Source organism: Serinicoccus profundi (assembly GCF_008001015.1).
Taxonomy (GTDB): domain Bacteria; phylum Actinomycetota; class Actinomycetes; order Actinomycetales; family Dermatophilaceae; genus Ornithinicoccus; species Ornithinicoccus profundi.
This window is the reverse complement of the sequence record NZ_CP042862.1, coordinates 1161357-1185778: the sequence shown is the minus strand read 5'-3', so window position 1 is coordinate 1185778 and position 24422 is coordinate 1161357. Positions and strand designations below refer to the sequence as shown.

At 72.7% G+C, this 24422-nt stretch carries 20 protein-coding genes; 5 read left to right on the top strand and 15 right to left on the bottom strand.

Translation table 11 applies throughout. The annotated features are described in order from the left end of the window. Positions 1-76: 76 nt before the first annotated feature. From murC to mraZ, 10 genes are all read right to left on the bottom strand, one after another. Positions 77-1591: a UDP-N-acetylmuramate--L-alanine ligase gene (murC, locus tag FA582_RS05450; RefSeq protein WP_010146414.1), complete on the bottom strand. Its 1515-nt coding sequence runs from the start codon at positions 1589-1591 to the stop codon at positions 77-79. Further along, positions 1588-2703: an undecaprenyldiphospho-muramoylpentapeptide beta-N-acetylglucosaminyltransferase gene (gene murG / locus FA582_RS05445; protein ID WP_010146413.1), complete on the bottom strand. Its 1116-nt coding sequence runs from the start codon at positions 2701-2703 to the stop codon at positions 1588-1590. The genes murC and murG overlap by 4 nt, the downstream gene beginning before the upstream one ends. Then, the gene (ftsW, locus tag FA582_RS05440; protein WP_010146412.1) at positions 2700-4139 is read right to left on the bottom strand and encodes a putative lipid II flippase FtsW; all 1440 of its coding nucleotides are present in this window, start codon (positions 4137-4139) and stop codon (positions 2700-2702) included. Before ftsW ends, murG begins: the two co-directional genes overlap by 4 nt. Further along, a complete protein-coding gene (gene murD / locus FA582_RS05435; RefSeq protein ID WP_010146411.1) occupies positions 4136-5662 on the bottom strand; it encodes a UDP-N-acetylmuramoyl-L-alanine--D-glutamate ligase in 1527 nt (508 codons plus the stop codon). Before murD ends, ftsW begins: the two co-directional genes overlap by 4 nt. After that, positions 5659-6774 (bottom strand): phospho-N-acetylmuramoyl-pentapeptide-transferase, encoded by a 1116-nt coding sequence (mraY, locus tag FA582_RS05430; protein ID WP_010146410.1) that lies wholly within the window; start codon positions 6772-6774, stop codon positions 5659-5661. The genes murD and mraY overlap by 4 nt, the downstream gene beginning before the upstream one ends. Beyond that, entirely contained in the window at positions 6774-8234 is a 1461-nt protein-coding gene (locus tag FA582_RS05425; RefSeq protein WP_010146409.1) for a UDP-N-acetylmuramoyl-tripeptide--D-alanyl-D-alanine ligase, read from the bottom strand. The genes mraY and FA582_RS05425 overlap by 1 nt, the downstream gene beginning before the upstream one ends. Beyond that, positions 8231-10132: a peptidoglycan D,D-transpeptidase FtsI family protein gene (locus FA582_RS05420; RefSeq protein ID WP_010146408.1), complete on the bottom strand. Its 1902-nt coding sequence runs from the start codon at positions 10130-10132 to the stop codon at positions 8231-8233. Before FA582_RS05420 ends, FA582_RS05425 begins: the two co-directional genes overlap by 4 nt. A 14-nt stretch (positions 10133-10146) precedes the next feature. Continuing rightward, positions 10147-10593 (bottom strand): cell division protein FtsL, encoded by a 447-nt coding sequence (ftsL, locus tag FA582_RS05415; RefSeq protein WP_010146406.1) that lies wholly within the window; start codon positions 10591-10593, stop codon positions 10147-10149. Then, positions 10590-11612: a 16S rRNA (cytosine(1402)-N(4))-methyltransferase RsmH gene (gene rsmH, locus FA582_RS05410; RefSeq protein WP_033228527.1), complete on the bottom strand. Its 1023-nt coding sequence runs from the start codon at positions 11610-11612 to the stop codon at positions 10590-10592. The genes ftsL and rsmH overlap by 4 nt, the downstream gene beginning before the upstream one ends. A gap of 178 nt (positions 11613-11790) precedes the next feature. Next, positions 11791-12225 carry a division/cell wall cluster transcriptional repressor MraZ gene (gene mraZ / locus FA582_RS05405; protein ID WP_010146404.1) on the bottom strand — a complete coding sequence of 145 codons (435 nt, stop codon included), beginning with the start codon at positions 12223-12225 and terminating at the stop codon, positions 11791-11793. Between the two features lie 382 nt (positions 12226-12607). Here mraZ and FA582_RS05400 point away from each other — a divergent pair, with 382 nt between their 5' ends. The 4 genes from FA582_RS05400 to zwf all read left to right on the top strand — a co-directional run bounded on the left by FA582_RS05400 (position 12608) and on the right by zwf (position 18675). After that, on the top strand, positions 12608-13585 hold the full coding sequence (locus FA582_RS05400; protein ID WP_010146403.1) for an AAA family ATPase: 978 nt from the start codon (positions 12608-12610) through the stop codon (positions 13583-13585). Positions 13586-13601: 16 nt separating this feature from the next. Beyond that, complete coding sequence (locus FA582_RS05395) at positions 13602-14846, top strand: DUF58 domain-containing protein (RefSeq protein WP_010146402.1); 1245 nt, start codon at positions 13602-13604, stop codon at positions 14844-14846. Beyond that, positions 14843-17167 (top strand): transglutaminase TgpA family protein, encoded by a 2325-nt coding sequence (locus tag FA582_RS05390; protein ID WP_141567471.1) that lies wholly within the window; start codon positions 14843-14845, stop codon positions 17165-17167. The genes FA582_RS05395 and FA582_RS05390 overlap by 4 nt, the downstream gene beginning before the upstream one ends. Positions 17168-17238: 71 nt before the next feature. After that, positions 17239-18675, top strand: coding sequence for a glucose-6-phosphate dehydrogenase (zwf, locus tag FA582_RS05385; protein WP_033228519.1), 1437 nt, complete (start codon positions 17239-17241; stop codon positions 18673-18675). Here the strand turns inward: zwf and FA582_RS05380 are convergent. Further along, positions 18620-19069: a VOC family protein gene (locus FA582_RS05380; RefSeq protein WP_010146399.1), complete on the bottom strand. Its 450-nt coding sequence runs from the start codon at positions 19067-19069 to the stop codon at positions 18620-18622. The genes zwf and FA582_RS05380 overlap by 56 nt on opposite strands. Before the next feature lie 61 nt (positions 19070-19130). Here FA582_RS05380 and FA582_RS05375 point away from each other — a divergent pair, with 61 nt between their 5' ends. Beyond that, entirely contained in the window at positions 19131-20111 is a 981-nt protein-coding gene (locus FA582_RS05375) for a helix-turn-helix transcriptional regulator (RefSeq protein ID WP_051125084.1), read from the top strand. On the opposite strand, the gene FA582_RS05370 is transcribed toward FA582_RS05375, so the two are convergent. From FA582_RS05370 to FA582_RS05355, 4 genes are all read right to left on the bottom strand, one after another. Next, positions 20099-21736, bottom strand: coding sequence for an RNA polymerase sigma factor (locus FA582_RS05370; RefSeq protein ID WP_010146397.1), 1638 nt, complete (start codon positions 21734-21736; stop codon positions 20099-20101). The genes FA582_RS05375 and FA582_RS05370 overlap by 13 nt on opposite strands. 214 nt (positions 21737-21950) lie before the next feature. Further along, on the bottom strand, positions 21951-22358 hold the full coding sequence (locus tag FA582_RS05365; RefSeq protein ID WP_010146396.1) for a universal stress protein: 408 nt from the start codon (positions 22356-22358) through the stop codon (positions 21951-21953). A gap of 48 nt (positions 22359-22406) precedes the next feature. Then, a complete protein-coding gene (locus tag FA582_RS05360) occupies positions 22407-23591 on the bottom strand; it encodes a DUF4192 domain-containing protein (RefSeq protein ID WP_010146395.1) in 1185 nt (394 codons plus the stop codon). Positions 23592-23653: 62 nt separating this feature from the next. Then, positions 23654-24373, bottom strand: a complete 720-nt coding sequence (locus FA582_RS05355) for an EcsC family protein (protein WP_029540347.1) — start codon at positions 24371-24373, stop codon at positions 23654-23656. Between the last annotated feature and the right edge of the window lie 49 nt (positions 24374-24422).

Here is a 24422-nt window from a genome sequence, read left to right as displayed (position 1 = left end):
CCCGTCAGTCGACGCCGCGCGACCTTGCCTCGACCACCTCGGCGTGTCGCCCCACGCTTCCACGGCCACCGGGGACTCATGATGCTCCTTCGTCATCGACCGAGGGCTGCGGGTCGGCACCGGGAGGCTCCGGGTCGCGCAGGAGTGCCAGGAGCTCGCCGCCGACCCTCGTGACGTCCCCGGCACCCACGGTGACGACCAACGACTCGACCCCGTCGGAGAGCACCTCGCCCAGCGCCGGTGCCGCCGCCGCGACCGAGTCGACCTCGATCACCGTCGGGCCCACGGCGGGCCCGCCGAGCCCCTCCGCCAGCAGGCCCGAGGTGATGGTGGGGTAGTCCTCCTGACGCTCCCGCGCCGGGTAGACGGGGAGCAGGACCACGACGTCGGCGGCCGCGAGACCGGCGCAGAAGCCGTCGGCGAAGTCGCGGGTGCGGGAGAAGAGGTGGGGCTGGAAGGCGACCACGAGGCGCCGCCCGGCGGCGGCGCTGCGCGCGGCCCGCACCACGGCGGTGACCTTGGCGGCGTTGTGGGCGTAGTCGTCGACGATCTCGACCTCGTCCACGCCACCGACCCGCTCGAAGCGCCGGTGCACCCCGGCGAAGCGCTCCAGCCCGTCGACCGCCGCACCGAGCGGCAGACCGAACCCGGAGGTCGCCACGAGCAGCGCGGCCAGCGCGTTGTGCACGGTGTGCTCCCCCGGCGCGGGCAACCGCAGGGTCACGGTCGTGCCCTCCCGCAGGTGGGGCACGTCCGGGCCGACGACGAGGGTGCCGGAGGCGGTCATCCCCTCCGAGCGCACGTCACGCAGGATGACGTCAGCCCCCTCGCTCCCCCAGGTCAGCACGCGCGCACCGGCCCGCCGGGCGTGGTCGGCGAGCCGGGCGGCTCCCGGGTCGTCGGTCGAGGTGATGAGCAGCCCGCCCTCGGTGAGGGTGGCGACGAAGTCGCGGTAGGCCTGCTCGACCGCGGCGACGTCGCCGTAGTGGTCGAGATGGTCGGCCTGCACATTGGTGACCACCGCGACCTGCGGTCGGTAGGTGAGGAAGCTGCCGTCGCTCTCGTCCGCCTCGACGACCATCGGGGCGTCCTCGACCCCTGGTGCCGCGCTCACCCCGCTGCTCGCCAGGGGTGCACCCACGACATACCCCGGGGTGGCGCCGGCCGCCTCCAGCGCCCCGGCGGTCATCGCGCTGGTCGTCGTCTTGCCGTTGGCCCCCGCGACAGCGACCGCAGGGCGCCCGTGCAGGAGGGCGGCGATCCCCTGTGCCCGGTGCAGCACGGTGAGCCCGGCCCCCCGCGCAGCGCGCAGCTCGGGGTTGTCCTCGCGGATGGCGCTGGAGACGACGACCGTGCGCGCCTCCCCGAGGTGGGCGGCGTCGTGCCCGATGTGGACCCGCGCACCCGCCTGCTCCAGGGAGCGCACGGTCGGACTGTCGGCCTGGTCCGAGCCGGACACCTCGATGCCCCGGGCGAGGAACATCCGGGCCACCCCGGACACACCGGAGCCGCCGATGGCGATGAAGTGCACCGGCCCGAGCTCCTCGGCGGGCGGGACATCGGCGGTGAAGTCGAAGCGGGCGCCGCTCATCGGGCCCCTCCCGCCGCCTCCAGGATGAGGTCGACCATACGGTCTGCGGCGTCCCGGTCGCCGTGCTCGGCCGCCGCGACGGCCATCGCCTCGAGCCGGGACGGGTCGTGCAGCAGGGGGAGCACGACGCCGCGCACCCACGCCGGGCCGACCTGGGCGTCCTCGACGAGGAGGCCACCCCCCGCCTCGACCACCTCGCGCGCGTTGAGCCGCTGCTCACCGTTGCCGATCGGCAGCGGGACGTAGACCGCGGGTAGCCCGACCGCCGCCAGCTCGCAGACGGTGCCGGCACCGGCGCGGCACACGGCCAGGTCGGCGACGGAGTACGCCAGGTCCATCCGGTCGGTGTAGTCGCGCGCGACGTAGCGCGCGCCGGTGCGCGGGTCGGCGTCGGGCACCTCGACGTCCTTGCCGGCGCCGGTGAGGTGCAGCACCTGGATCCCGGCCGCCAGGAGGTCCGCGCCCGCCGCGGCGAAGGCGTCGTTGAGGCGCTGCGCCCCGAGCGACCCGCCGAAGACGAGCAGCGTGGGGCGGCCCTCGTCGAGCCCGAACTCGGCCCGGGCCTCGGCGCTGCGGGCATCGCGGTCGAGGGTCCGGATCTCCTCGCGCAGCGGCAGCCCCACCTGCGTGGCGTGCGGCAGCTCGGTGGAGGCGAAGGTCGTCGCCACCCGCTCGGTGAAGCGGGCACCCAGCCGGTTGGCCAGGCCCGGTCGGGCGTTCTGCTCGTGGATGACGATGGGCACCCCTGCCCTGCGGGCCGCGAGGTATGCCGGTGTGGCGACGTAGCCGCCGAAGCCCACGACGACCTGGGCGTCCGACTCGCGGATCGCCCCGGCCGCGGTCGCGACGGCCCGGCGCAGCGCGCCGGGGAAGCGCAGGGCGCGGGTGTCCGGGCGACGGGGGAAGGGCACCTTGGGCACCACGGTGAGCGGGTAGCCCCGCTCGGGGACGAGCCGCGCCTCGAGGCCCTCGGCCGTGCCGAGCACGCGGATGTCGGCGTCCGGGACCCGGCGGCGCACGGCGTTGGCGGTCGCGAGCAGCGGGTTGACGTGGCCGGCGGACCCGCCGCCGGCCAGCACGACGCGCAGGCCGCCGCGGCTCCCGGGGCTCACCGCCGCCCGCCCGGCGCGCGGCCGCGCGCGGTGGGGCGGGCCGAGCTCTGGCGGGACACACTCGGGCGGGACGTGCTCTGCCGGGTGGACGTCCGGGCCGGGGTCGACCGCCCGGTCGAGGGCCGACGCACCGTGGTGCCGCGCGCGGCACCCGCCGACCGGCGGGAACCCGCGCCGCTGGGGACAGCGGCCAGGGTGCGGCGCAGGGTGCCCGGCCGACCTCGCATGGCCTCCTCGCAGCCCGGCAGCGAGCGAGCCAGGGCCAGCAGCAGGCCGATGCCGATGAGGGCCGCGATGAGTGCCGACCCGCCGCTGGAGACCAGCGGCAACGGCACCCCGATGATCGGGAGCATCCCGATGACCGACCCGATGTTGAGCAGGGCCTGACCGAGGAACCACACCATGATCCCGGCCGCGGCGAGGCGGGTGAACCCGTCGTCGGCCTGGGAGACGACCCGGAAGCAGGAGTAGGCCAGCACGGCGAAGAGCACCAGCACGGCCAGGCTCCCCGGCAGCCCCAGTTCCTCCCCGATGATGGCCAGGATGAAGTCGTTGTGCGGCTCGGGCAGGATGCCCCACTTCTCGCGGGACTCCCCCAGGCCCAGACCCCACCACCCGCCGTCGGCGAGGGCATACTCCGCGTGGACCTTCTGGTAGCAGCCCTCGACGTGCGGGCTGTCGCAGATGCCGCCGATCCAGGTCTGGATGCGCTGCATGCGGTTGGCGCTGCCGGCCGCGAGGACGGCGACCCCGATCGAGGCGACCGCGCCGAGCCCGACGAACCACCGGGCCGGCAGCCCGGCCGCCCACAGCAGACCGGCGATGATCGCCAGCATGATCATGCCGGTGCCGAGGTCGCGCCCCTGCAGGACGAGGCCCACGATGAGCATGCCGAAGGGGAAGATCAGCGGGATCGCCGCGTGGAAGGGCTTGTGCATGACCCGGCGCTTGGTGGCGAGCACCGCGGCGCCGAAGACGACGAGGGCGATCTTGCCGAACTCCGAGGGCTGCAGGGAGAAGCCCGCGATCGACAGCCAGTTGCGGTTGCCCTGGAAGTCGGTGCCCAACGGCGTGAAGACCGCCACCTGGAGCGCCAACGCGAGGAAGATCCCGGGCCAGGCGAGCTTCTTCCACATCCGCACCGGGAGCCGGGACCCCAGGACGGCCAGGGCGATGCCGGCCGAGCCGAAGATCAGCTGGTCGAGGAAGACGGTGTAGGAGTTGCCGTTGTCGCGGTAGGACCCGACGCTGGAGGCCGAGAGCACCATGACGAGGCCCAGCCCGGTGAGGATCGAGGCCGACACGAGGGCGAGGTAGTAGGGCGCCACCGGCGAGCGGAGCCACTCCCCCACCGACTGCACGCTCCATCCGGCCTGGCTGCCGTCGGTGCCGCCGGAGGACGCGACCCCGCGGGGGCGGTCGAGGATCGTCGTCACGCGGGAGCCTCCCCGAGGTGTCGGCGCACGGCGGCGGCGAAGACGTCACCGCGGCTGCCGTAGCTGGGGAACATGTCGAGCGACGCGGCCGCAGGGGAGAGCAGGACCACGTCGCCGGGCTGGGCGAGCGAGGCGCACCGCGCCACGACGTCGTCCATCACCCGGTCCAGCGCAGCCATGTCCCCATGGTCGGTGACGCCGGCGTCGTGGACCGGGACATCAGGCGCGTGTCGGCGCACGGCCTGCGCGATCCGCTCCCGGTCGGCCCCCAGCAGCACGACGGCGCGCAACCGCGGGGCGACCTCGGCGGCGAGGTCGTCCACCTCGGCGCCCTTGAGCTGGCCGCCGGCGACCCAGACGATGTCGGGATAGGCCCGCAGCGCGGCGAGCGCGGCGTGCGGGTTGGTCGCCTTGGAGTCATCGACCCAGGTGAGCCCGTCCCGCTCGGCGACCACGCTCATCCGGTGGGCGTCGGAGCGGAAGGCGCGCATCCCCTCCCGGACGGCGGCCGGGGTGATGCCCGCGGCGCGCGCCAGGGCGGCAGCCGCGAGCGCGTTGGCGACGAGGTGCGGGGCGGGGGCGGCCGTGCCGTCGCCACCGGAGGCCCGCGCCAGGTCCTCGAGGGTGCCCAGCTCGGCGGCCGAGGTGCGGCGTTCCTCGACGAAGGCGCGGTCGGCGAGGACGTCGTCGACGAGGCCCACCATGGACAGGCCCGGGGTGCCGAGGGTGAACCCGATGGCGCGGCAGCCCTCGACCACCTCGGCCTCCTCGACCATCGCCTCGGTCTGCGGGTCCTGCACGTTGTAGACGCACGCCACCTGGGTGCGGGCGTAGATCCGGGCCTTGTCCGCGGCATACGCCTCGAGCGATCCGTGCCAGTCGACGTGGTCGGGCGCGAGGTTGAGCACGCACGAGGCCAGCGGGCTCATGGTGTGGGTGAAGTGCAGCTGGAAGCTGGACAGCTCGACCGCCACGACGTCGTAGGGGTCGGGGTGCTGCACGGCGTCGAGCACCGGGGTGCCGACGTTGCCCGTGGCGATGGCCCGGAGACCGGCCGCCTGCAGCATCGAGGTGAGCAGCTGCACGGTCGAGGTCTTGCCGTTGGTGCCGGTCACGACGAGCCAGGGCGCGGCGCCGACCCGGGGCCGCAGCCGCCAGGCCAGCTCGATCTCGCTCCACACGGGTATGCCCCGCTCCAGCGCGCTCGCGAGCACCGGGTGGTCGGGGCGCCAGCCGGGGGAGGTCACGACGACGTCGACCTCCAGCGGGGCGCCGTCGTGCTGCGGCCACGCGTCGACGTGCTCGGGGCCACGGCGGACGTCCGCCCCGAGGATGCCGAGGATCCCGGCCTGCGTCTCCTGCGTCTCGCTGGCGTTGCCGACGTCGAGCACGGTGACCTGCGCCTCGTGCTGCATGAGGGCGTCGGCCGCGGCGAAGCCGGTGACGCCGAGGCCGGTGACCAGGGCGCGCAGACCGGCCCAGTCGGCGTCCCGGTGGGTGAGCTCGGACAGGGGGGCGCTCACAGGTTGGCCACCCACTCGCCGTAGAAGAGGCCGAGCCCGACGGCCACGCAGATCCCGGCGATGATCCAGAACCGGATGACGATGGTGACCTCGGCCCAGCCGAGCAGCTCGAAGTGGTGCTGCAGGGGCGCCATCCGGAAGACCCGCTTGCGGGTGAGCTTGAAGCTGGCGACCTGGATGATCACCGACAGCGTGATCATGACGAAGAGCCCGCCGAGCACCGCCAGGAGCAGCTCGGTCCGGGTGGTGATGGCCAGGCCGGCGAGCCCGCCGCCGAGCGCGAGCGAGCCGGTGTCGCCCATGAAGATCTTGGCCGGCGAGGCGTTCCACCACAGGAAGCCGAAGCAGGCACCGGCGACCGAGCACGCGACGACGGCGAGGTCCAGGGCGTCGCGGACGTCGTAGCAGTTGGCGCCCGGGGCCAGCTGGCAGTTCTGGTTGTACTGCCAGATGCCGATGACGGAGTAGGCGGCGAAGACCATGACCGAGGCGCCGGTGGCGAGCCCGTCGAGGCCGTCGGTGAGGTTGACGCCGTTGGAGGCGCCCGCGATGAGGATGTTGGCCCAGATGATGAAGAGGATGACGCCCAGCACCGGCCCCGCGAAGGCCAGGTCGAAAGAGGTGTCGCGGACGAAGGAGATCGCGGTCGAGGCCGGGGCCCGGGTGCTGTCGCCCTGCAGGAGCAGCGCGGCGAGGGCGAAGAGGATGGCGATGATCGTCTGGCCGGTGAGCTTCTCCGCCGACGTGAGGCCGAGGCTGCGCTGCTTGGAGATCTTGGTGTAGTCGTCGAGGAAGCCGATGAAGCCCAGCCCGGTGATGAGGAAGAGCACGAGGATCGCGCTGAGGCTGAAGCGGGAGTGGGTGACCTCGAGGATGCCGGTGACGTCCAGCAGGATGAGCAGCACGTGGGACAGGACGTAGCCGGCCACGGTCGCGCCGATGATGACCGCCCCGCCCATCGTCGGCGTGCCGCGCTTGGTGTGGTGCGAGGTGGGACCGTCGTCGCGGATGAACTGACCGTAGCCGCGGCGCACGAGGAAGCGGATGAACAGCGGGGTGCCGAAGAGGGAGAAGACCATGGCGACCGCGCCGGCGAGCAGGACGTTGACCATCAGGTGTCCACCCCGACGAGCTCGTCGCCGAGCAGGCGCAGCCCGGAGTCGCGGCTGCTCTTGAGCAGGACGACGTCACCGGGGCGCAGCGTCTCCTCCAGGTGGGTGCGGGCCTCGTGCCGGTCGGTGACCGTGGTGGCCCGCGCACCTCCCGCCGCGAGGTATGCCGTCGCGGCCGGCCGCGCGACCAGCCCCACGACGACGAGCTCGTCGACGCCCAGCTCGGCCGCGGTGGCGCCCACGCCCTCGTGCTCGGCGTCGCTGTCGGCACCCAGCTCGAGCATCCCGCCGAGGGCGGCCACGGTGCGGCCACCCTCACGCCGCATGGCGGCCAGCGCCCGCAGCGCGGCCCGCATCGACTCCGGGTTGGCGTTGTAGGCGTCGTTGACGACGACCACCCCGTCGGCGCGCTCGGAGACCTCCATCCGCCACCGGGAGCGGGGCGTCGCAGCGGTGAGGGCGGCCGCGACCTCGGCCCACGGCATACCCCACTCCGCGGCGACCGCGGCGACGGCGAGGGCGTTGCCGACCTGGTGCTCCCCCGCGAGCTGGAGCGAGACCGGCTCGGCGACCCCACCGGGCGCCGTGAGCAGGAACGATGCTCGACCTCGGTCGTCCAGGCGCACGTCCTGCGCCCGGATCTCGGCGTCCGGGGCGAGACCGACGAGGACCGTGCGGGCACCGACCCGCTCGGCGACCGGGGCCATGGCGCTGACCAGGGCGTCGTCGGCGTTGAGGACGGCCAGGCCACCCTCGCCCAGCGCTGCCACGATCTCCGCCTTGGCCTGCGCGATGGCCTCCCGCGAGCCGAACTCGCCGAGGTGGGCGCTGCCGACGTTGAGCACGACCGAGACGTCGGGAGGCGCCGCCTGGGTGAGGTGGGCGATGTGCCCGATCCCGGAGGCCCCCATCTCCGCCACGAGGTATGCCGTGTCCTCGGTGAGGCGGCACACGGTCAGCGGCAGCCCGACCTCGGAGTTGTAGGACGCCTCGGGCGCGAGCGTCGGCCCGAGGCCGGCCAGCACCTGCGCCATGAGGTCCTTGGTGGAGGTCTTGCCGGAGGAGCCGGTGATGGCGACCGTGCGCAGCCCGTCGTGGGCGACGCAGCGGTCGTGCACCTCGCGCGCCAGCGCGGCGAAGGCGCGGGTGACGGCGTCGTAGGGCGGCCGGTCCGGCCGGGGGGACAGGCGTGCCGGGTCCTCCTCGACGACGACGCAGGGCAGGTCGTCGACGGGTCGGTTGGTCAATGCAGCGGCGGCGCCGAGACCGGCGGCACCGGCGACGAAGTCGTGCCCGTCGGCGCTCTCACCGCGCCGCGCGACGTAGAGCCCTCCGGGCCCGGCCTCGCGGGAGTCGGTGACGACAGGGCCGGTGATGAGCGTCGCTGCGGTGTCAGGGGAACCCGGGTGCACACGACCGCCGGTCACGCGGGCGATCTCACCGAGGGTCAGGGGGATCACCCATCGGTCCTTTCGTCCTTGATGGCAAGGTCCCCCAGTGTGACACCCTCCTGGCCCGGGACGGGCTCCTCCGGGTCGTACTCGATGTCGATCTGCGTCGGCGGGGTGGTGGCCGGCGCGATGCCCTCCTGCTGGAGGGCGTAACGCATGAGGTCGGAGAAGACCGGACCGGCGATGACGCCACCGAACTCGCTGATCCGGGTCGGCCGCTGGATGACGACGGCCACGACGTACTTCGGGTCGTCCGCCGGGGCGAAGCCCATGAACGAGGAGGTCACCTCGCCCTGGTACCGACCCGTCTCGGGGTCGACCCGGCTGGCGGTGCTCGTCTTGCCGGCCACGTGGTAGCCGGGGACCGCGGCCAGGGGCGCGGTGCCGCCGGTCGACGGCACCGACTGCATCATGTCGGTGAGGCTCTGGGCGGTCTCCTCGGAGATGACCCGGCGACCGCCCTTCTGCTCCTCCTCGGTGTAGCGCCCGTCCTCGTCGACCATGCCGGCGATGATGCTGGGCGACACGAGCACCCCGTCGTTGGCGACCGTCTGGAAGACGCCCATCTGCTGCAGCATCGTGCCCGAGAGGCCCTGGCCGAACATGAAGGTGAACCGGGTGGTGGCGCTCCACGTGGAGGGCTCGGGCACCAGACCGGCCGATTCTCCGGGAAGCCCGAGACCGGTCCGGTCACCGATGCCGAACTTGCGGATCCAGTCGTAGATCTGCTGATCGCTGAGCTTCTCGCCGTAGAGGATCGTGCCCATGTTGGAGGACTTCGCGAGCACGCCGCCGAAGGTGAGGTACTCGATGGGGTGGGGCTCGGCGTCCTTGAAACGTGACCCGGCGCGGGTCATGGTGACCGGCACCTCGATGGGGGTGTCCGGCTCGACGATGCCCTCCTCCAGGGCGGCCGCGGCCGTGATGAGCTTGGAGGTGGAGCCGGGCTCGTAGACGTCCTCGATCGCCGCGTTGCGCATGTCCTCGGCGTTCTGCGTGGAGTCCGAGGGGTCGAAGCCCGGGTAGCTCGCCAGGGCCCGCAGCTCACCGGTCTCCACGTCCATGACCGCGGCGTAGCCGGAGAGCGCACCCGCCTCCTTGACCCGGGTGCGGACGGCGTCGTAGGCACGCCACTGGAGGTCCGCGTCGAGGGTGAGCCGGAGGTCCTGGCCGGGCTCGGCCGGGTCCTCCTCGTAGACGCCGGTGCTGATCCGCTGGCCGTCCCGGCCGATCTCGTAGAGCGCCTCCCCGGGCTCGCCCGTGAGCTCCTCGTGCTTGACCAGCTCGAGCCCGCCGGCGGGCATCTCGCCCGATCCGATCCACCCGATCAGCGGCGCCGCCGCCTCCCCGAGCGGGTACTCCCGCTGCATGAACTCGTCGCTGGTCACGCCCCGGATGTTCTGGGCCTTGATCTCCTGCCACTCCTGCGGCGAGGCGTTGGGGACGAGGATGGCGTACTGCTCCCCCAGCGGCTCGACGAGCCGCTGCAGGACGTCGGACTCGTCGGCGCCGGTGATCCCGGCGACCACCTCCGCGGCGGCGGCATACCCCGTGCCGACGACCTGCGAGGTGCCGTCGGGACCCTTCTCGCGGCGCTCGTAGTCGACGACCAGGGTGGGGTCGGCGATGATCTGGCGCCGCTCGACGCTGACCGCGAGGTTCTCGCCGTCCACGTCGGTGATGCTCCCCCGGGCCGCGGGGATGGTCCTGGACTGCAGCCGCTCGCCCAGCGCCGCGGCGGACACGCTGGCGGCGTCGAGGCCCTGCAACCGCACGAGCTGTGCGGCGAAGAGGCTGAGGACGATGAGGACGCCGAGCATGAGGGCGCGGGCGCGGCGGGCCGGGTGGGCGACGCCGGCCGCGACGGCGCGAGAGGACGGGGAGCGACGACCGGTGCGTGGTGCCACGGTTCTCACCCCTGTCAGTCGTCCTTCGCCGGTGCCGTGCCCGTCGAGGGCAGATCAACGGTAAGCGTGCGCGAACCGTCGACCTTGGACGCCACGCCGGTGATCGAGCCGTCGGAGAGACGGAGGGTCGCGGTGGACGTCGAAGGGACCATCTTGAGCTTCTTCGCCGCCTTGGCCAGGCTCTCCGAGGAGCCCTTGCTCTCGAGCTGGTCGGCCAGGGTGACCTTCTCGTCGTGGAGCGCCGTCGCCTCGACCTCCAGGCTGCTCAGCACGTAGGACCCCTCGGCGCGGACCGTGTTGAGCACGAGCACGGCGGTGAAGGTCAGGGCGACGACGAAGGCGCACAGGAGCCGGAACCCGCCATGACCGGAGGTCGGGGCGGCGTCGACGGCGCGGGCACCGACGCGGGTGGCGGGTGCGGCGATGCGGCCGATCCTGCTGGAGATGGTCATCTGGCTCATCGGGGCTGGGTCTCCTCACGAGTGGGGCGGGTCGGTTGGTCGGGGGTCGCGCGCAGGCGTTCGGCCGCGCGCAGCCGGACCGAGGCCGAGCGGGGGTTGCTCTCCTGCTCCTGCGGCCCGGCGCGCTCCGCGCCCCGCGTCAGCAGGCGCAGCCACGGCTGGTGCTCGGGCAGCTCGACCGGGAGGTCCGGCGGGGCCGAGCTCGTGGAGCCGGCGACCAGCCCCTGCTTGGTGATGCGGTCCTCGAGCGAGTGGTAGGACAGGACGGCGATGCGGCCCCCGGTCGCGAGGGACCGCAGGGCCTCCCCCAGCCCCGTGCGCCAGGTCGACAGCTCGGCGTTGACCTCGATGCGCAGCGCCTGGAAGGTGCGCTTGGCGGGGTGGCCACCGCTGCGCTGCGAGGCCGCCGGGACGACGTCGTGCAGGAGCTCCACGAGCGGCCCGGAGGTGGTGAACGGCTCCTGCTCGCGACGTCGCACGATGGCGCGGGCGATGGGGCGGGCGAACCGCTCCTCGCCGTAGTCGCGCAGGATCCGCACGAGGTCGCGGGCGTCGTAGGTGTTGAGCACGTCGGCGGCGGTGCCGGGGACCGACTGGTCCATGCGCATGTCCAACGGGGCGTCGGCGCGGTAGGCGAAGCCTCGGTCCAGCTCGTCCAGCTGGAGGGAGGAGACGCCGAGGTCGAAGAGCACGGCATCGGCCAGCGGGCCGCCCGGTCCCACCTCCGCCAGCGTGGCCGGGAGGTCGTCACTCACGTCGTGGACCGGGATGAAGCGATCGCCGAAGGGGGCCAACCGCTCGCTCGCCAGGGCCAGGGCCTGCGGGTCACGGTCGATGCCGACGGCCCGCGCCTGCGGGCAGGCCCGCAGCACCGCCTCGGTATGACCGCCCATCCCCAGCGTGCCGTCGACGAAGACCGCCCCCTCGTGCTGGAGGGCGGGGGCGAGCAGCTCCACGCAGCGCTCGAGCAGGACCGGCACGTGCCGGTCCTGCGTCGCTCGCTGCGTCTGCGCTGCCATCGGTGCGGTCGGTCCCTGGTCGCTCGTGACTCCGTCGGTGGCCGGGCCCTGGTCCCCCACCGTCCGCCGGCCCCGGCCCGGGGGAAGTCGGGTCGGGATCCAGGTGGCGTCCCGGCTCCGGGGAAGAGGAGTCGGGGCGTCCGCGGACGGGGGGAGGCCGGGGTGCGGCCGCCCGTGGTCACATGAGTCCGGGGACCACCTCCTCGGACAGGTCGGCGAAGGAGTCCTCGTGGGCCTCGGTGTAGGCGGCCCAGGCCTCGGTGTCCCAGACCTCCAGCCGGTTGCCGGCCCCGATGACGGTGCAGTCACCGGTGAGGCCGGCATACGAGCGCAGCAGCGGGGGCACGGTGACGCGGCCCTGCTTGTCGGGGATCTCGTCGGAGGCACCGGAGAGGAAGAAGCGCTGGTAGTCGCGGACCGTCTTGGAGGAGGTCGGGCTGTCCTGCCACTGCTGGACGAGGCGCTCGAAGTCGGCCTGCGGGAAGACGTAGAGGCAGTGCTCCTGGCCGCGGGTCACGACGAGCCCACCGGCGAGCCGCTCCCGGAACTTCGCCGGCAGGATCATCCGGCCCTTGTCGTCCAGGCGGGGCGTGTAGGTGCCGAGGAAGAGCACGTCACCACCCCTTCGCTTGATCGGTCGGCGTCTCCAAGTGGCCCCACTCTACTCCACTTCGCCCCACTCTGACCAGCAAATCTGCGTCATCGTGCCACAGATGTCGCTATCGCCGCAGGTCACAGGCGGTGGTATGCAGTGGAGGGGATTCCGCAGGCGCACGCCGGTCAGCCGGAGCGTGGGCACCTCCCCCACCTGGCCCCTCATCGCATCACCCCAGGTCACAGCCTTGCGGCCCGCACCCCGGACGACAGGGGTGCAACCGTCAGGCACGTGTGGGGACCCGGGTGGGGGAAAGTGGGGGCCGCGCCGGAGGGGGTCCTCGACCACGTGATCGGGAGGGCGGGGCGCGAGGCGTCGGGGAGTTTGGCAGTATCGGGGTATGTCAGCCATCTCCCCCGCGCCCGACACCGTCGACCTGGACGCCGTGAGGTCCGTCGCCGGGGCGGTGCACCGGGCCGTCGCGACCGTCATCGAGGGCAAGGACGAGGCGGTCTCGACCGCGGTGACCGCGTTGCTGGCCGAGGGCCACCTCCTGGTCGAGGACGTGCCCGGCGTGGGCAAGACGATGCTGGCCAAGGCGTTGGCCAAGGCCATCGACTGCCGGGTGAGCCGGGTGCAGTTCACCCCCGACCTGCTGCCCAGCGACATCACCGGGGTCAGCGTCTTCAACCAGGACTCGCGCGAGTTCGAGTTCCGACGTGGGGCGATCTTCGCCAACGTCGTGGTCGGCGACGAGATCAACCGCGCCTCCCCCAAGACGCAGTCCGCCCTCCTGGAGTCCATGGAGGAGCGCCAGGTCACGGTCGACGGCACGACCTACGAGCTGCCGCGTCCCTTCCTCGTCATGGCGACCCAGAACCCCATCGAGATGGAGGGGACCTATCCGCTGCCCGAGGCGCAGCGCGACCGCTTCATGGCGCGGATCTCGATGGGCTACCCCTCGGCGAGCTCGGAGATGACGATGCTCGAGACGCACGGCTCGGTCAGCCCGCTGGACGCGCTCACCGCCGTCACCACGGCCGCCGACGTCGAGCAGCAGATCGACAATGTCCGCGGCCTGCACATCGCGCCCGCCCTGCGCCAGTACGTCGTCGAGATCATGTCGGCCTCGCGCTCCCACCGCATGCTGCGGCTGGGCGCCTCTCCCCGGGCCGGCCTGCAGCTGCTGCGCGCCGCGCGTGCCCACGCCGCGCTGGCCGGACGGGACCACGTCCTGCCCGAGGACGTGCAGGCGATGGCGGTCCCGGTGCTCGCGCACCGCGTGCTCCCCACCGGCGAGGCCTCGCTCGCCCACCGGGGCACGGCCGACATCGTGCGCGACCTCATCGAGCGCACCACCGTCCCCTCGGGTCACTGAGACGGACACGACACCGATGACGGAGGCGAACCGCCCGTGGCGCGTGCTGACGACGCGGGGCAAGGTCTTCCTCGCCGTCGGCGCGCTCCTGGTGGTCGCCGGGACCTTCCTCGGCTACGAGGACGTCACCCGGGTGGGGCTGGCGCTCGTCGCCCTGCCCGTGCTGGTCCTGCTCCTCATGCCCAGGCGCCCACCCCGGATGACCGTCTCCCGGGAGGTCGACCCGGCCCGGCTCGTCCCGGACGAGCGGGGCGAGGTCGAGGTACGCTTCCGCAACGTCGGGCCCCGCTCGGCGGTCTACCTGGCCGAGGAGCACCTCGACTACCAGCTCGGCGACCGGCCCCGCTACGTCCTGCCGCGGATGGGCACCGGGGAGGAGCGCCGGCTGCGCTACACCGTCCGTTCCCGGCACCGCGGTGCCTACGCGCTCGGGCCCATCGTGCTCCGGCAGCGGGACCCTTTCGGGCTGACCTTCCGCACCCTCCAGCTCTCCTCGCGCACCGAGCTGCTCGTGCTGCCCCGGGTCCTGGGCCTGGGCGACGACCGCCTCCGCGGCAGCTCGCGCGGCAGCGAGGGGGAGATGCCGCAGATGGTGGCCCTGCACGGTGAGGACGACGTCAGCATCCGGTCCTACCGCGACGGCGACGAGCTGCGCCGGGTCCACTGGCCGGCCACCGCCCACCGGGGCGAGCTCATGGTGCGCCAGGAGGACCGCCCGGCGCGGCGTCGCGCCGTGCTGCTGCTCGACTCGCGCGCGGAGGCGCACCCCGGCTCGGGGCTGCGACCGTCCTACGAGTGGGCGGTCAGCGCCATCGCCTCGGTGGCGCGCCACCTCGTGGCTGACGGCTTCGTGGTCCACCTGCTCACCGATGCCGCCCTGCGCGACGGCAGTGCCGAGCACCCGATCGAGCTCGGCACGGCGATGGATGCGCTGGCGCGCGTCGAGACCGAGACCGAGACGCGGCTCGACCAGCTCTCGGCGGCCGCCTCGGCCTTCAGCTCCGGCGGAGTCCTGCTCATCGCCGCCGTCGTCGCCCACGACGAGGGCGAGCTGCGGACGCTGGGCGCCATCCGCCAGCCGGGCTCCCGAGCCCTGGCCTTCGTCATCGACCCCACCCGCTTCGATCCGCGCCCCCGTGGTGAGCCCCCGACCGGGGTGCTCGCCGAGGCCGGGTGGCGCACCGTGACCGTGGGGCCGCAGACCGAGATCCCGGAGGCCTGGACCTCCTTGCGCGCCACCGCGGTCGGGCGGTCGGCATGAGGACCAGCGACCGGGACTGGATCGCCCGCGGGATGTGGGCCGAGGGTCTCGTCGCGGCCCTGGCGACGCTGTCCGTCGCCTGGCCGCTCACCGACCTCCTGCGCGAGGAGACCTGGCTCGCGCCGGCCGTGACGATGGTGCTCCTCATCGCGCTGGGCGGGGCCGTCCTGCGCTCCCTCGACACCCCGCCGACCCTGGTGGCCCTCGGCCAGCTCGCGCTCGGGCTGTCCGGACTCATCGTCCTCTACCTGCGCGACACCCTGTGGCGGGGGGTGCTGCCGACCCGGGAGACGCTCGAGCTCGTCGGGGCGCTCCTGGCCCAGGCGGGCACGGTGCTGCAGACGTATGCCGCACCCGCACCCACCACGCAGGGCGTCTCCTTCCTCGTCGTCGCCGTCCTCACCCTCACCGCGGTCTCGGTCGACTCGATGGGGGTGACCGGCCGCGCTCCGGCGAGCGCCGGCATACCTCTCGTCGCGGGGTTCCTCGTCTCGGTCTCCAACACCGGGCAGGCCATGGAGCCGTGGTACTTCGCCGCCGTGCTCGTCGCCTGGCTGCTCATGCTCGCCCAGCAGGGACAGCGCCTCACGCTCTCCTGGCCCTCCGCCGACCGGCGGGAGTCCCGAGGTGGCGGCGATGTGTCGGAAGGTCCGCGGGGCTATCGCGGCCTGGCCCAGGCCGTCGGTGCTCTCGCCCTTATCACCGCCGTGCTCGGCGCTGCCTTCCTCCCGCACCTGCCGCCGACCTTCTTCGGCGACGGACTGGCGCGCAACCCCGACGCCCGCGACGTCGACGCGGAGGCCGGAGAGGTCTCCTTCACCGAGACGATGGATCCCGGGCAGGACCTGCGCAACCAATCGCAGGCCCCGGTCCTCACCTACCGCGCCAGCGGCGTCACCACCCACCCGCTGCGGGTCACGGCGACCGAGCGCTACGAGGGCGGCGAGTGGGTCGCCCCCGAGCGACTGAGCTCGGCGCTGCTGCCGCAGGGCGCCTCCCTGCCCGCTCCGCCCGGGCTGGGTGAGGGGGTCCCGGTCGGTGAGTCGCAGTTCGAGGTGCTCACCAACGAGCTCGAGCCACCGCACCTGGCGGCCCCCAGCCTGCTCACCTCGCTGCAGGTGCAGGGCGCCAGCTACCGCTACGACCCGGAGGACGCGACGGTCGTGCTCCAGGGGCAGGCCTCGCGCTACGTGGCGTCCTTCCTCAGCCTGGACGCCGGCGGTGAGCTGCCCGCCGGGGTGGGCGAGCAGCCGGCGACGGCCGCGGACTTCGACGAGGACCTCCTGGCCGTCGACGAGGTCTCGCAGGAGCAGGTGGCCGCGCTCGCCGACGAGGTCGTCGGCGGGGAGGACAACGCCCTGCGGACCGCGATCCTCATCCAGGAGCACCTGCGCAGCGACGGCGACTACGAGTACTCCCTCGAGCTCGCCCCGGCCGCCGAGGCGGGCACCGACGATCCGATCGGCGGGTTCCTGGAGACGCGGCAGGGTTACTGCGTCCAGTTCGCGACCGCGATGGTCATGATGGCGCGGCACGAGGGCATCCCGGCGCGGATGGCCGTGGGCTTCCTGCCGGGCAGCCCCCAGCAGGACGGCACCCGCCAGGTCATCGCCTCCGACGCCCACACCTGGCCCGAGCTGTGGATCGAGGGGCTGGGGTGGACCCGCTTCGAGCCGACGCCGGGGGTCCGCGCCGGCACCCCGCCGGCCTACGCGCGCTCGACCGAGGAGGGCGACGCCGGCCCGAGCACGCAGACCATCCCGCAGGAGCTCACGCCGACCGCCGAGCCGACGGCCGCCCCCGCGCCGGCCGACCCCACGCTGCTGGACCGGCTCGGCGACCTGCTGCCGACGGTGCTCCGCGCACTGGTGGCGCTGCTGGTCCTCGCGCTCCTCGCGACGATCCTGCCGCTGGCCGGTCGACGGCACCGGCAGTCCGGGGTCCGCTCGGCCACGACCGCCGCCGAGCGCATCGAGGGCGAGTGGCAGCTGCTCACCCGGTCGCTGGGCGATCTCGGCATCGACACGCCGCCGGAGCGCAGCCCCCGCGTCATGCACCGCCACTACCTGCGCGGCACGACCATGGAGCACAGCGGCGACGAGGCGCTCGGTCGGGCGACCGCGACCCTGGAGCGCTCGAGGTATGCCGCACCCGGCACGCTGACCGAGGAGCAGGCGACCCGGATGGGCGAGGACGTCCGCACCGTGGTGGACGAGGTGCGGCATACCTCTCCCTGGAACCAACGCGTCAACGCCGTCCTCATCCCCCGCAGCGGGGTGGAGGGGGTGCGCGAGCGCGTGGGGCGGCTGCTGCGCCGCTGAGCGAGGCCCGTCGCCTCTCCCGTCTCACGGCAGGTGGCGCTCGGGCGCCCGAGCAGCCAGAGTGGTGCCCTATGACAGCACCCATGACCGTCGTCCTCTTCGGTGCGACCGGCGACCTGGCCCGCCGCAAGCTCATCCCGGGCCTGCTCCACCTCTTCCTCTCCGGGCTCGTCGACGACCTGCGCGTCGTCGGCACGTCGCTGGACGACCTGTCGGTCGAGGAGTTCCGCGACCTGGCCATCGACGCGGTGGCGGAGTTCAGCACCCGGGACTGCGAGGACTCCTCGCTGCGGGACTTCGCCCAGCACCTCGACTACGTGCCGGGCTCGGCAGGACCAGAAGCTCTCCGGGCTGCCGTGGACCGCTCGGAGGAGGAACTCGGTGGGGGCGAGCCGCTGCGCCTGCACTACCTCTCGGTGCCGCCCCGGGCCGCGCTCAAGGCGGTGGGCACCATCGCCGAGGCGGGCTTGGTGGAGCGCAGCCGGATCATCATGGAGAAGCCGTTCGGCACCGACTACGCCTCGGCGGTCGAGCTCAACCGGCAGCTGCACGAGGTCTTCGACGAGGAGCAGCTCTTCCGGATCGACCACTTCCTGGGCAAGGAGCCGGCGCAGAACATCCTCGCCTTCCGCTTCGCCAACGGGCTGTTCGAGCCGATCTGGCACCGCAACCACATCGACCACATCCAGATCGACGTGCCGGAGACGCTGGGGCTTTCTCAGCGGGGCGACTTCTACGAGCAGACCGGTGCCTACCGGGACATGGTCGTCACCCACCTCTTCCAGATCCTGGCGTTCACGGCGATGGAGCCGCCCACCTCCCTCGAGCCGTTGGCGATCAGCCGGGAGAAGAACAAGGTGTTCCGCTCGATGCTGCCGCTGGAGCCCGGCGACGTCGTCCGCGGGCAGTACGTCGGCTACCGCGAGGAGCCGGGCGTCAAGGAGGACAGCCAGACCGAGACCTTCGTCGCGCTCAAGTGCTTCGTGGACAACTGGCGCTGGGCGGGGGTGCCGTTCTACCTGCGCACCGGCAAGCAGCTGGCCGAGGGGGCCCGGATCATCTCCATCGCCTTCCGCGAGCCGCCCCAGTCGATGTTCCCGCCCGGCTCGGGCGTCGGCGACCACGGCCCCGACCACCTGACCTTCGACCTCGCGGACCGGGCCCGGATGTCGCTGAGCTTCTACGGCAAGCGCCCCGGCCCGGGCATGAAGCTGGACAAGCTGTCGATGCAGTTCTCGATGCAGGACACCGACTGGGCGGGCAACGTGCTGGAGGCCTACGAGCGGCTCATCTACGACGCCGCCCGCGGCGACCGCACGCTCTTCGTCTCCGCCTCGGGCATCGAGCGGCTGTGGGAGATCAGCCAGCCGCTGCTCGACAACCCGCCGGTGGTGCGGCCCTACCAGAAGGGCTCGTGGGGCCCCAACCAGATCCACCAGCTCATCACGCCCTTCACCTGGCGGCTGCCCTTCGAGCGGCAGTGGCGGGAGTCGGGGAGCTCGCGCTGACCTCTCGATAGTGGGGGCTGTGCATCAGCCCGAGCAGGTTGCCGAACGGGTCGACGACGGACGCGGTGCTGAACCCGCTCCCGCGGTCGACCACGGGGTCGTACTCCGTGGCCTTCGCCTCCACGAGGGCGCGGAGAACCGCGGCGACGTCCTCGACGTGCCAGTAGACGAGCACTCCGGCTCCCCGGTCGCCAGATCGGAGCGGTCCGGCGTACCTCCGGTCCATGATGGCCAGCTCGTCCTGCGCGTCGCCGACACGGAACTCCACGTACCCGGGCGGGCCGGTCTCGGGGCGGACGAAGTACGGCTCCACCCCGAGCACGCGCGCATACCACTGGGCCGCCGCGGCCACGTCGTCCGCGATGTAGTTGACGTTGGTCAGTCCTGTGAACATGCACGCTATGCTCCAGGACAAAGTGCTCATCTACTGACTACTTCCCCGGACGGATCCTCGGATGCGCGCAGACAGACTGGTGGCCACAGTCCTGCTGCTCCAGACCCGAGGACGCATGACGGCGGCCGACCTCGCCCACGAGCTGGAGGTCTCGGTGGCCACGTCCCGCCGGGACCTGGTGGCGTTGTCGTCGGCAGGTGTCCCGGTCTACCCCCAGCGAGGCCGTGGAGGTGGCTGGTCGCTGGTCGGCGGAGGACGAACCGACCTCAGCGGGCTCACCTCGACGGAGGCCAACGCCCTCTTCCTGGCCCTCGGACCGGTGGCCGACGCTGCGGTGGTCTCCGCGGCGCGCAAGCTGCTCCGCGCGCTGCCGACCACTTTCCGCGAGGATGCCGAGCGCGCCGGAGAAGCCGTGCTGGTCGACCCGGTGCCGTGGAGCGGGACGGCAGCGGCGATCCCGGACCTCCACCGCCCGCTGCAGGAGGCGGTCGTCGCCCGCCTCCGCATCCAGCTGAGCTACGTCGACCGGACCGGGCAGGGAACGCGTCGCAGCGTGGACCCTTATGGCCTGGTCGACAAGGACGGGCTGTGGTACCTCCTCGCCGGCACGCGAACCGGCATCCGGACCTTCCGCCTCGACCGCATCACCGATGTCGTGATCACCGACACCCACTTCGAGCTACCGGAGGACGTCACCGTGGCCGAAGCCTGGGCACGGGTGGTGGCGGACGTGGAGCGGCAGCGGTCCTCCACCACCGCCCTCATCGAGCTGCCGACGCGCCATCTCTGGGTGCTGCGACGTCAGTTCGGTCGCCACTGCCTGGTGGAGGCCACCGACGGGGATCACGTCCGCCTGCGCGTCGCCGCGTCGACCGCGCAGGAGATCGCTCAGCAGCTGGCCGGGTGGGGCGACACGGTCACGGTCATCGAACCTGAGGACGTGCGGGCACGGCTGGCCCGCATCGGCGCTGAGCTCGTCCGCGCCTATCACCGGCCCGCAGCCGACCGAGGTATGCCGAGAGTCGCGGGTCAGTCCAGGTAGTCGCGCAGCACCTGGGAGCGCGACGGGTGGCGCAGCTTGCTCATCGTCTTGGACTCGATCTGGCGGATCCTCTCGCGGGTGACGCCGTAGACCTTGCCGATCTCGTCCAACGTCTTGGGCTGGCCGTCGGAGAGACCGAAGCGCATCGACACCACGCCGGCCTCGCGCTCGGAGAGCGTGTCGAGGACAGAGTGCAGCTGCTCCTGGAGCAGCGTGAAGGAGACGGCGTCCGCGGGCACCACGGCTTCGGAGTCCTCGATGAGGTCACCGAACTCGCTGTCGCCGTCCTCGCCGAGCGGGGTGTGCAGGGAGATCGGCTCGCGGCCGTACTTCTGGACCTCGACGACCTTCTCCGGGGTCATGTCCAGCTCGGCGGCCAGCTCCTCCGGGGTGGGCTCGCGCCCGAGGTCCTGGAGCATCTGACGCTGCACACGGGCCAGCTTGTTGATGACCTCGACCATGTGCACCGGGATGCGGATGGTGCGGGCCTGGTCGGCCATGGCGCGAGTGATGGCCTGCCGGATCCACCACGTGGCGTAGGTCGAGAACTTGTAGCCCTTGGTGTAGTCGAACTTCTCGACCGCGCGGATCAAACCGAGGTTGCCCTCCTGGATGAGGTCCAGGAAGAGCATGCCGCGGCCGGTGTAGCGCTTGGCCAGGGACACGACGAGGCGCAGGTTGGCCTCGAGCAGGTGGTTCTTGGCGTTCTTGCCGTCGTTGGAGATCCACCAGAGCTCACGCTTGAGCTTGGCCTCGATCTTCTCCCCCGAGTTGAGCTTCTCCTCGGCGAAGAGGCCGGCCTCGATGCGCTTGGCGAGCTCGACCTCCTGCTCGGCGTTGAGGAGGGCGACCTTGCCGATCTGCTTGAGGTAGTCCTTGACCGGGTCGGCCGTGGCGCCGGCGGTGACGACCTGCTGCGCCGGGGCGTCGTCGTCATCCGCGGTCGAGAGGGTGAAGCTGTCCTCATCACCCTTGGTGGCGGGCGTCTTGGTCTTGGCGGCCTCGGGGGTCTCCTCGACCTCCTCCGCCTCCTCGACCTCGGCCTCCTCCGGGGTGTCGGCCCCGACGATCTCCTCGACGACGTCCTTCTTCTTGCGGCCGCGGCCCTTGGCGGGCGCGGCGGGCGTCGTCGTGGACGACGAGCCGGCAGCCGCGGTGGACGCGGCGCGGGTGGTCCCCGAGGTCTTGGCTGCGGTGGTCTTGGCGGCCGTGGTCTTGGTCGCCGCGGTCTTGGGGGCCGCCTTGGGCGTCGCGCTCTTGGCGGCTGCGGACGTCTTGGCCGTCGAGGTGGTGGACGCGCTCTTGGTCGTCGAGCTCGCGCTGCTCTTGGTCGACGTGGTGGCTCCGGACTTGGCCGCGGTCTTGGGAGCGGCCTTGCGCGTGGTGCGCTTGCGGGCGGGGGCAGGCTCGGTGGCACGCACCTCGATCGCCTGGTCGCTGAAGACGCGCAGCACCTTCTTCTGCGTCGCGGCAGCCGTGACGTCAGCCGCCTCGAGGGCAGTCTTCACCTGCTCGGCCTCGACATACCCCTGCTCGGTCCCGGTGACCAGGAGGGCGCGCAGGGCCTCGTGCTCGAAGGCGGGGGGCAGTTCGGGAGTGCTCGTGCGGGTGGTCCTGGCTGTCACGGGGTGAACCAACTCTTTCTGACGCTGCAGGTGTGTCGCAGCCGGGGCATGAGGGAGCCCGACGCGGGTGAAGAAGTGGTGAGTGGTGCCGGATGCGGCACTCGGCTCCCACCATTATAAAACCTGAACGCCCTCACGCACATTCCCCGGGTCCCCCCGGGCCCGTCAAGGACGGGCCCGGCACCCGAGCGACGGTCCACGGACGGACCGTGGATCAGTCGCTCTCGCCGGCCTTGACGGCAAGCACCGGGCACTGCGCCTCCAGCAGGATCCGCTGGGCGTTGGACCCCAGGATGAGCTTGCCGATGGGCGTGCGTCGGCGCAGGCCGATGATGATGAGGTCGGCCTCGCTCTCCGTGGCGACCTCGATGAGGTCCTCGGCGGGCTCGTTGCCGCGGGCGAGGGCGCGCACCTCGTGCTCGATGCCGGCGCTGTCGAGATCGGCCCCCACGCTGGCCAGCTCCTCCTCGAAACGTCGCGCCTCCCCCGCGTCGAAGTCACGCCCGCCCCGGTGGGAGTTGACGACGATGAGTTTCACCTTGCGCAGCAACGCCTCCGTGCGGGCCGCGACCAGGGCCGCACGGCCCTCGCGGGTCGGGATGTAGCCAACGATGATCGACACGAGAGCGCGACCTCCTCCGGGTGATGGACGTTTCCGCGAGGTTACACCTCACGCCGCAGGTCGCCCTCCCGAGCGGCGCGCGGCGCGTCCCGCGGTCCTGCCGCGAGGGGGCCGCAGCCCGACGTCGAGCGCCTGCCGCAGGAGACCGGCGAGCCGCGAGTCGGGGTCGATCTCCAGCGCGAGGTCGCAGGCCTCGTTGGCGAGCGTCCCGTCGCCGCGCGTCCACGCCACCATCGCGGCGATGGTGAGCAGCGGACCGCCGAGCGGGTACGGCACCCGGGAGACCAGCACCAGCAGGCGGTCCAGACCCTCCCGGTATGCCGTCGCCGGCCACGCCCGCAGGTCTGCCACCACCGCCACGAGGTCCTCCGGCGTCCGGGCCACGTCGACCCAGTCGAGCTCGGGCAGCCAGCGGGCGAGCACGGCGTCGCGCACCTCACGGTCGTGCAGCATGAGCGCGATCGCCGCGCGGTCCCGCGCGCTCGGCTCCTCGCCGCAGGCCACCCACTCGCCGAGAGCGGACAGGGTGTGGCCGAGGTCGATCCGCTCGGGAGCGAGGTCCAGCACCGCCAGGGCCACGGCGCTCGCCCGGGCTGCCGCCTCGTCGCGACGGCGCACGGAGGCCGCCAGCGCGGACCTCGAGGGCAGGGCCGAACGTCCGCGCAGGACGAGGTCTGCCGCGACGGGGACGTCCTGCGGTTGCGGGGCCGCCTCCCAGCGGCGCAGCGGCGCTTCCACATGATCACCGGAGTCGATCACCCGGCAGAGCTCGCGCGAGCCGTCGCGGACGAGCATGAGCTCGTGCACGTGGGTGCCGGTCTCCTCGGCGAGGCGCTGCGCGGCGGACAGCAGCCCCTCGGTCGCCTGCGCCTGCACCTCCCCGCTCTCGTCCTGGGGCAGGTCGATGCCGTAGACCGCGAGGAGGGTGACCCCCGGCCACGCGTCCGCCGCCTGCTGCACCGCGAAGCGCAAGCGTTGGAGGGCCTCGTCGAGATGCTCGGTCTCCGGCAGGTCGACCCGGCCGGTGAAGGTCATCTCGGCCATCGACGTGACCGGGTCCAGGCCCGTCACGACGACGACGATGCTCCGCTCGAGGCGGTAGCCGAGCAGCTGCGGCAGCACGGCCAGGAGCTGGGCGGCACCGCTGAGACGGAGCGGCGCGGGTGAGGTGGTGGTGTGGTGTGCGGGGATGGCGGGGTCCGACGAGCGCCCCCCGGGCTCGTGTGTGGTCATACCCCCAGCGTGCCGCGAGCGGGCCCGCCGTGGCGGACCCGCTCGCAATCTGTGGATAACTCTCAGCCGGGCTGGGTGCCCGCCGCCGTGCGCGGCGTGAACTCCTGGCGCGCGTGGTCGGCGATGCGCTTCATGAGGTAGCCGTCCAGGCCGGCCCCGATGACGCCGCCCGCGACGGGCACGAAGCGGATGACCCGGCCGAGCGCCTTGCCGCCGACCGTGGTGAGCAGCCGGAAGCCGACCGCCTTGTTGACCATCATCGCGGCCGCCTTGGGCAGCCGCGACGTCGCCAGCCGGGCGAGCCGTCCGGAGCCGGTGAGACCGGCAGCCGTGGAGACGCCCGCCTTGCGCATGAGCTCGTCGGCGTCCGCGCCGACCAGGGAGAGCAGCACGGCGGCCCGCGCGGCCTTGTCGGTCACGTCATACCCCCGCTCCTCGGCGATCGCCGCGACCATGCGGGTGGCGAGGGTGTAGAACTCCAGCACGTTGACCGGGATCGCCACCGGCATCGTGAAGATGCCACCGACACCGGTGAGGAAGCCACCGACCGCGGCCTTCTTGATGTGCTCGGAGACGATCTCGTCGATGACCTTGTCGCTGTTGCCGCCGTGCTCCTTGCGGACCCGGGCAAGCGCCTCGCTGGAGGACTGCAGCGGCCCGATGCCGTCCACCCCGAAGTCGAGCAGCTTGCCGACGAAGGCGTTCGCCACCGAGTCCAGCGGGCCGTCCTTCTCGGCCTCCGCGTTGTTCGTGGTCACTACCTCGGACTCGCGTCCAGCCACGTCATCTCCTCACGTCTTGGGGTCATTGCGTTGCGCCTCATCCTGACAC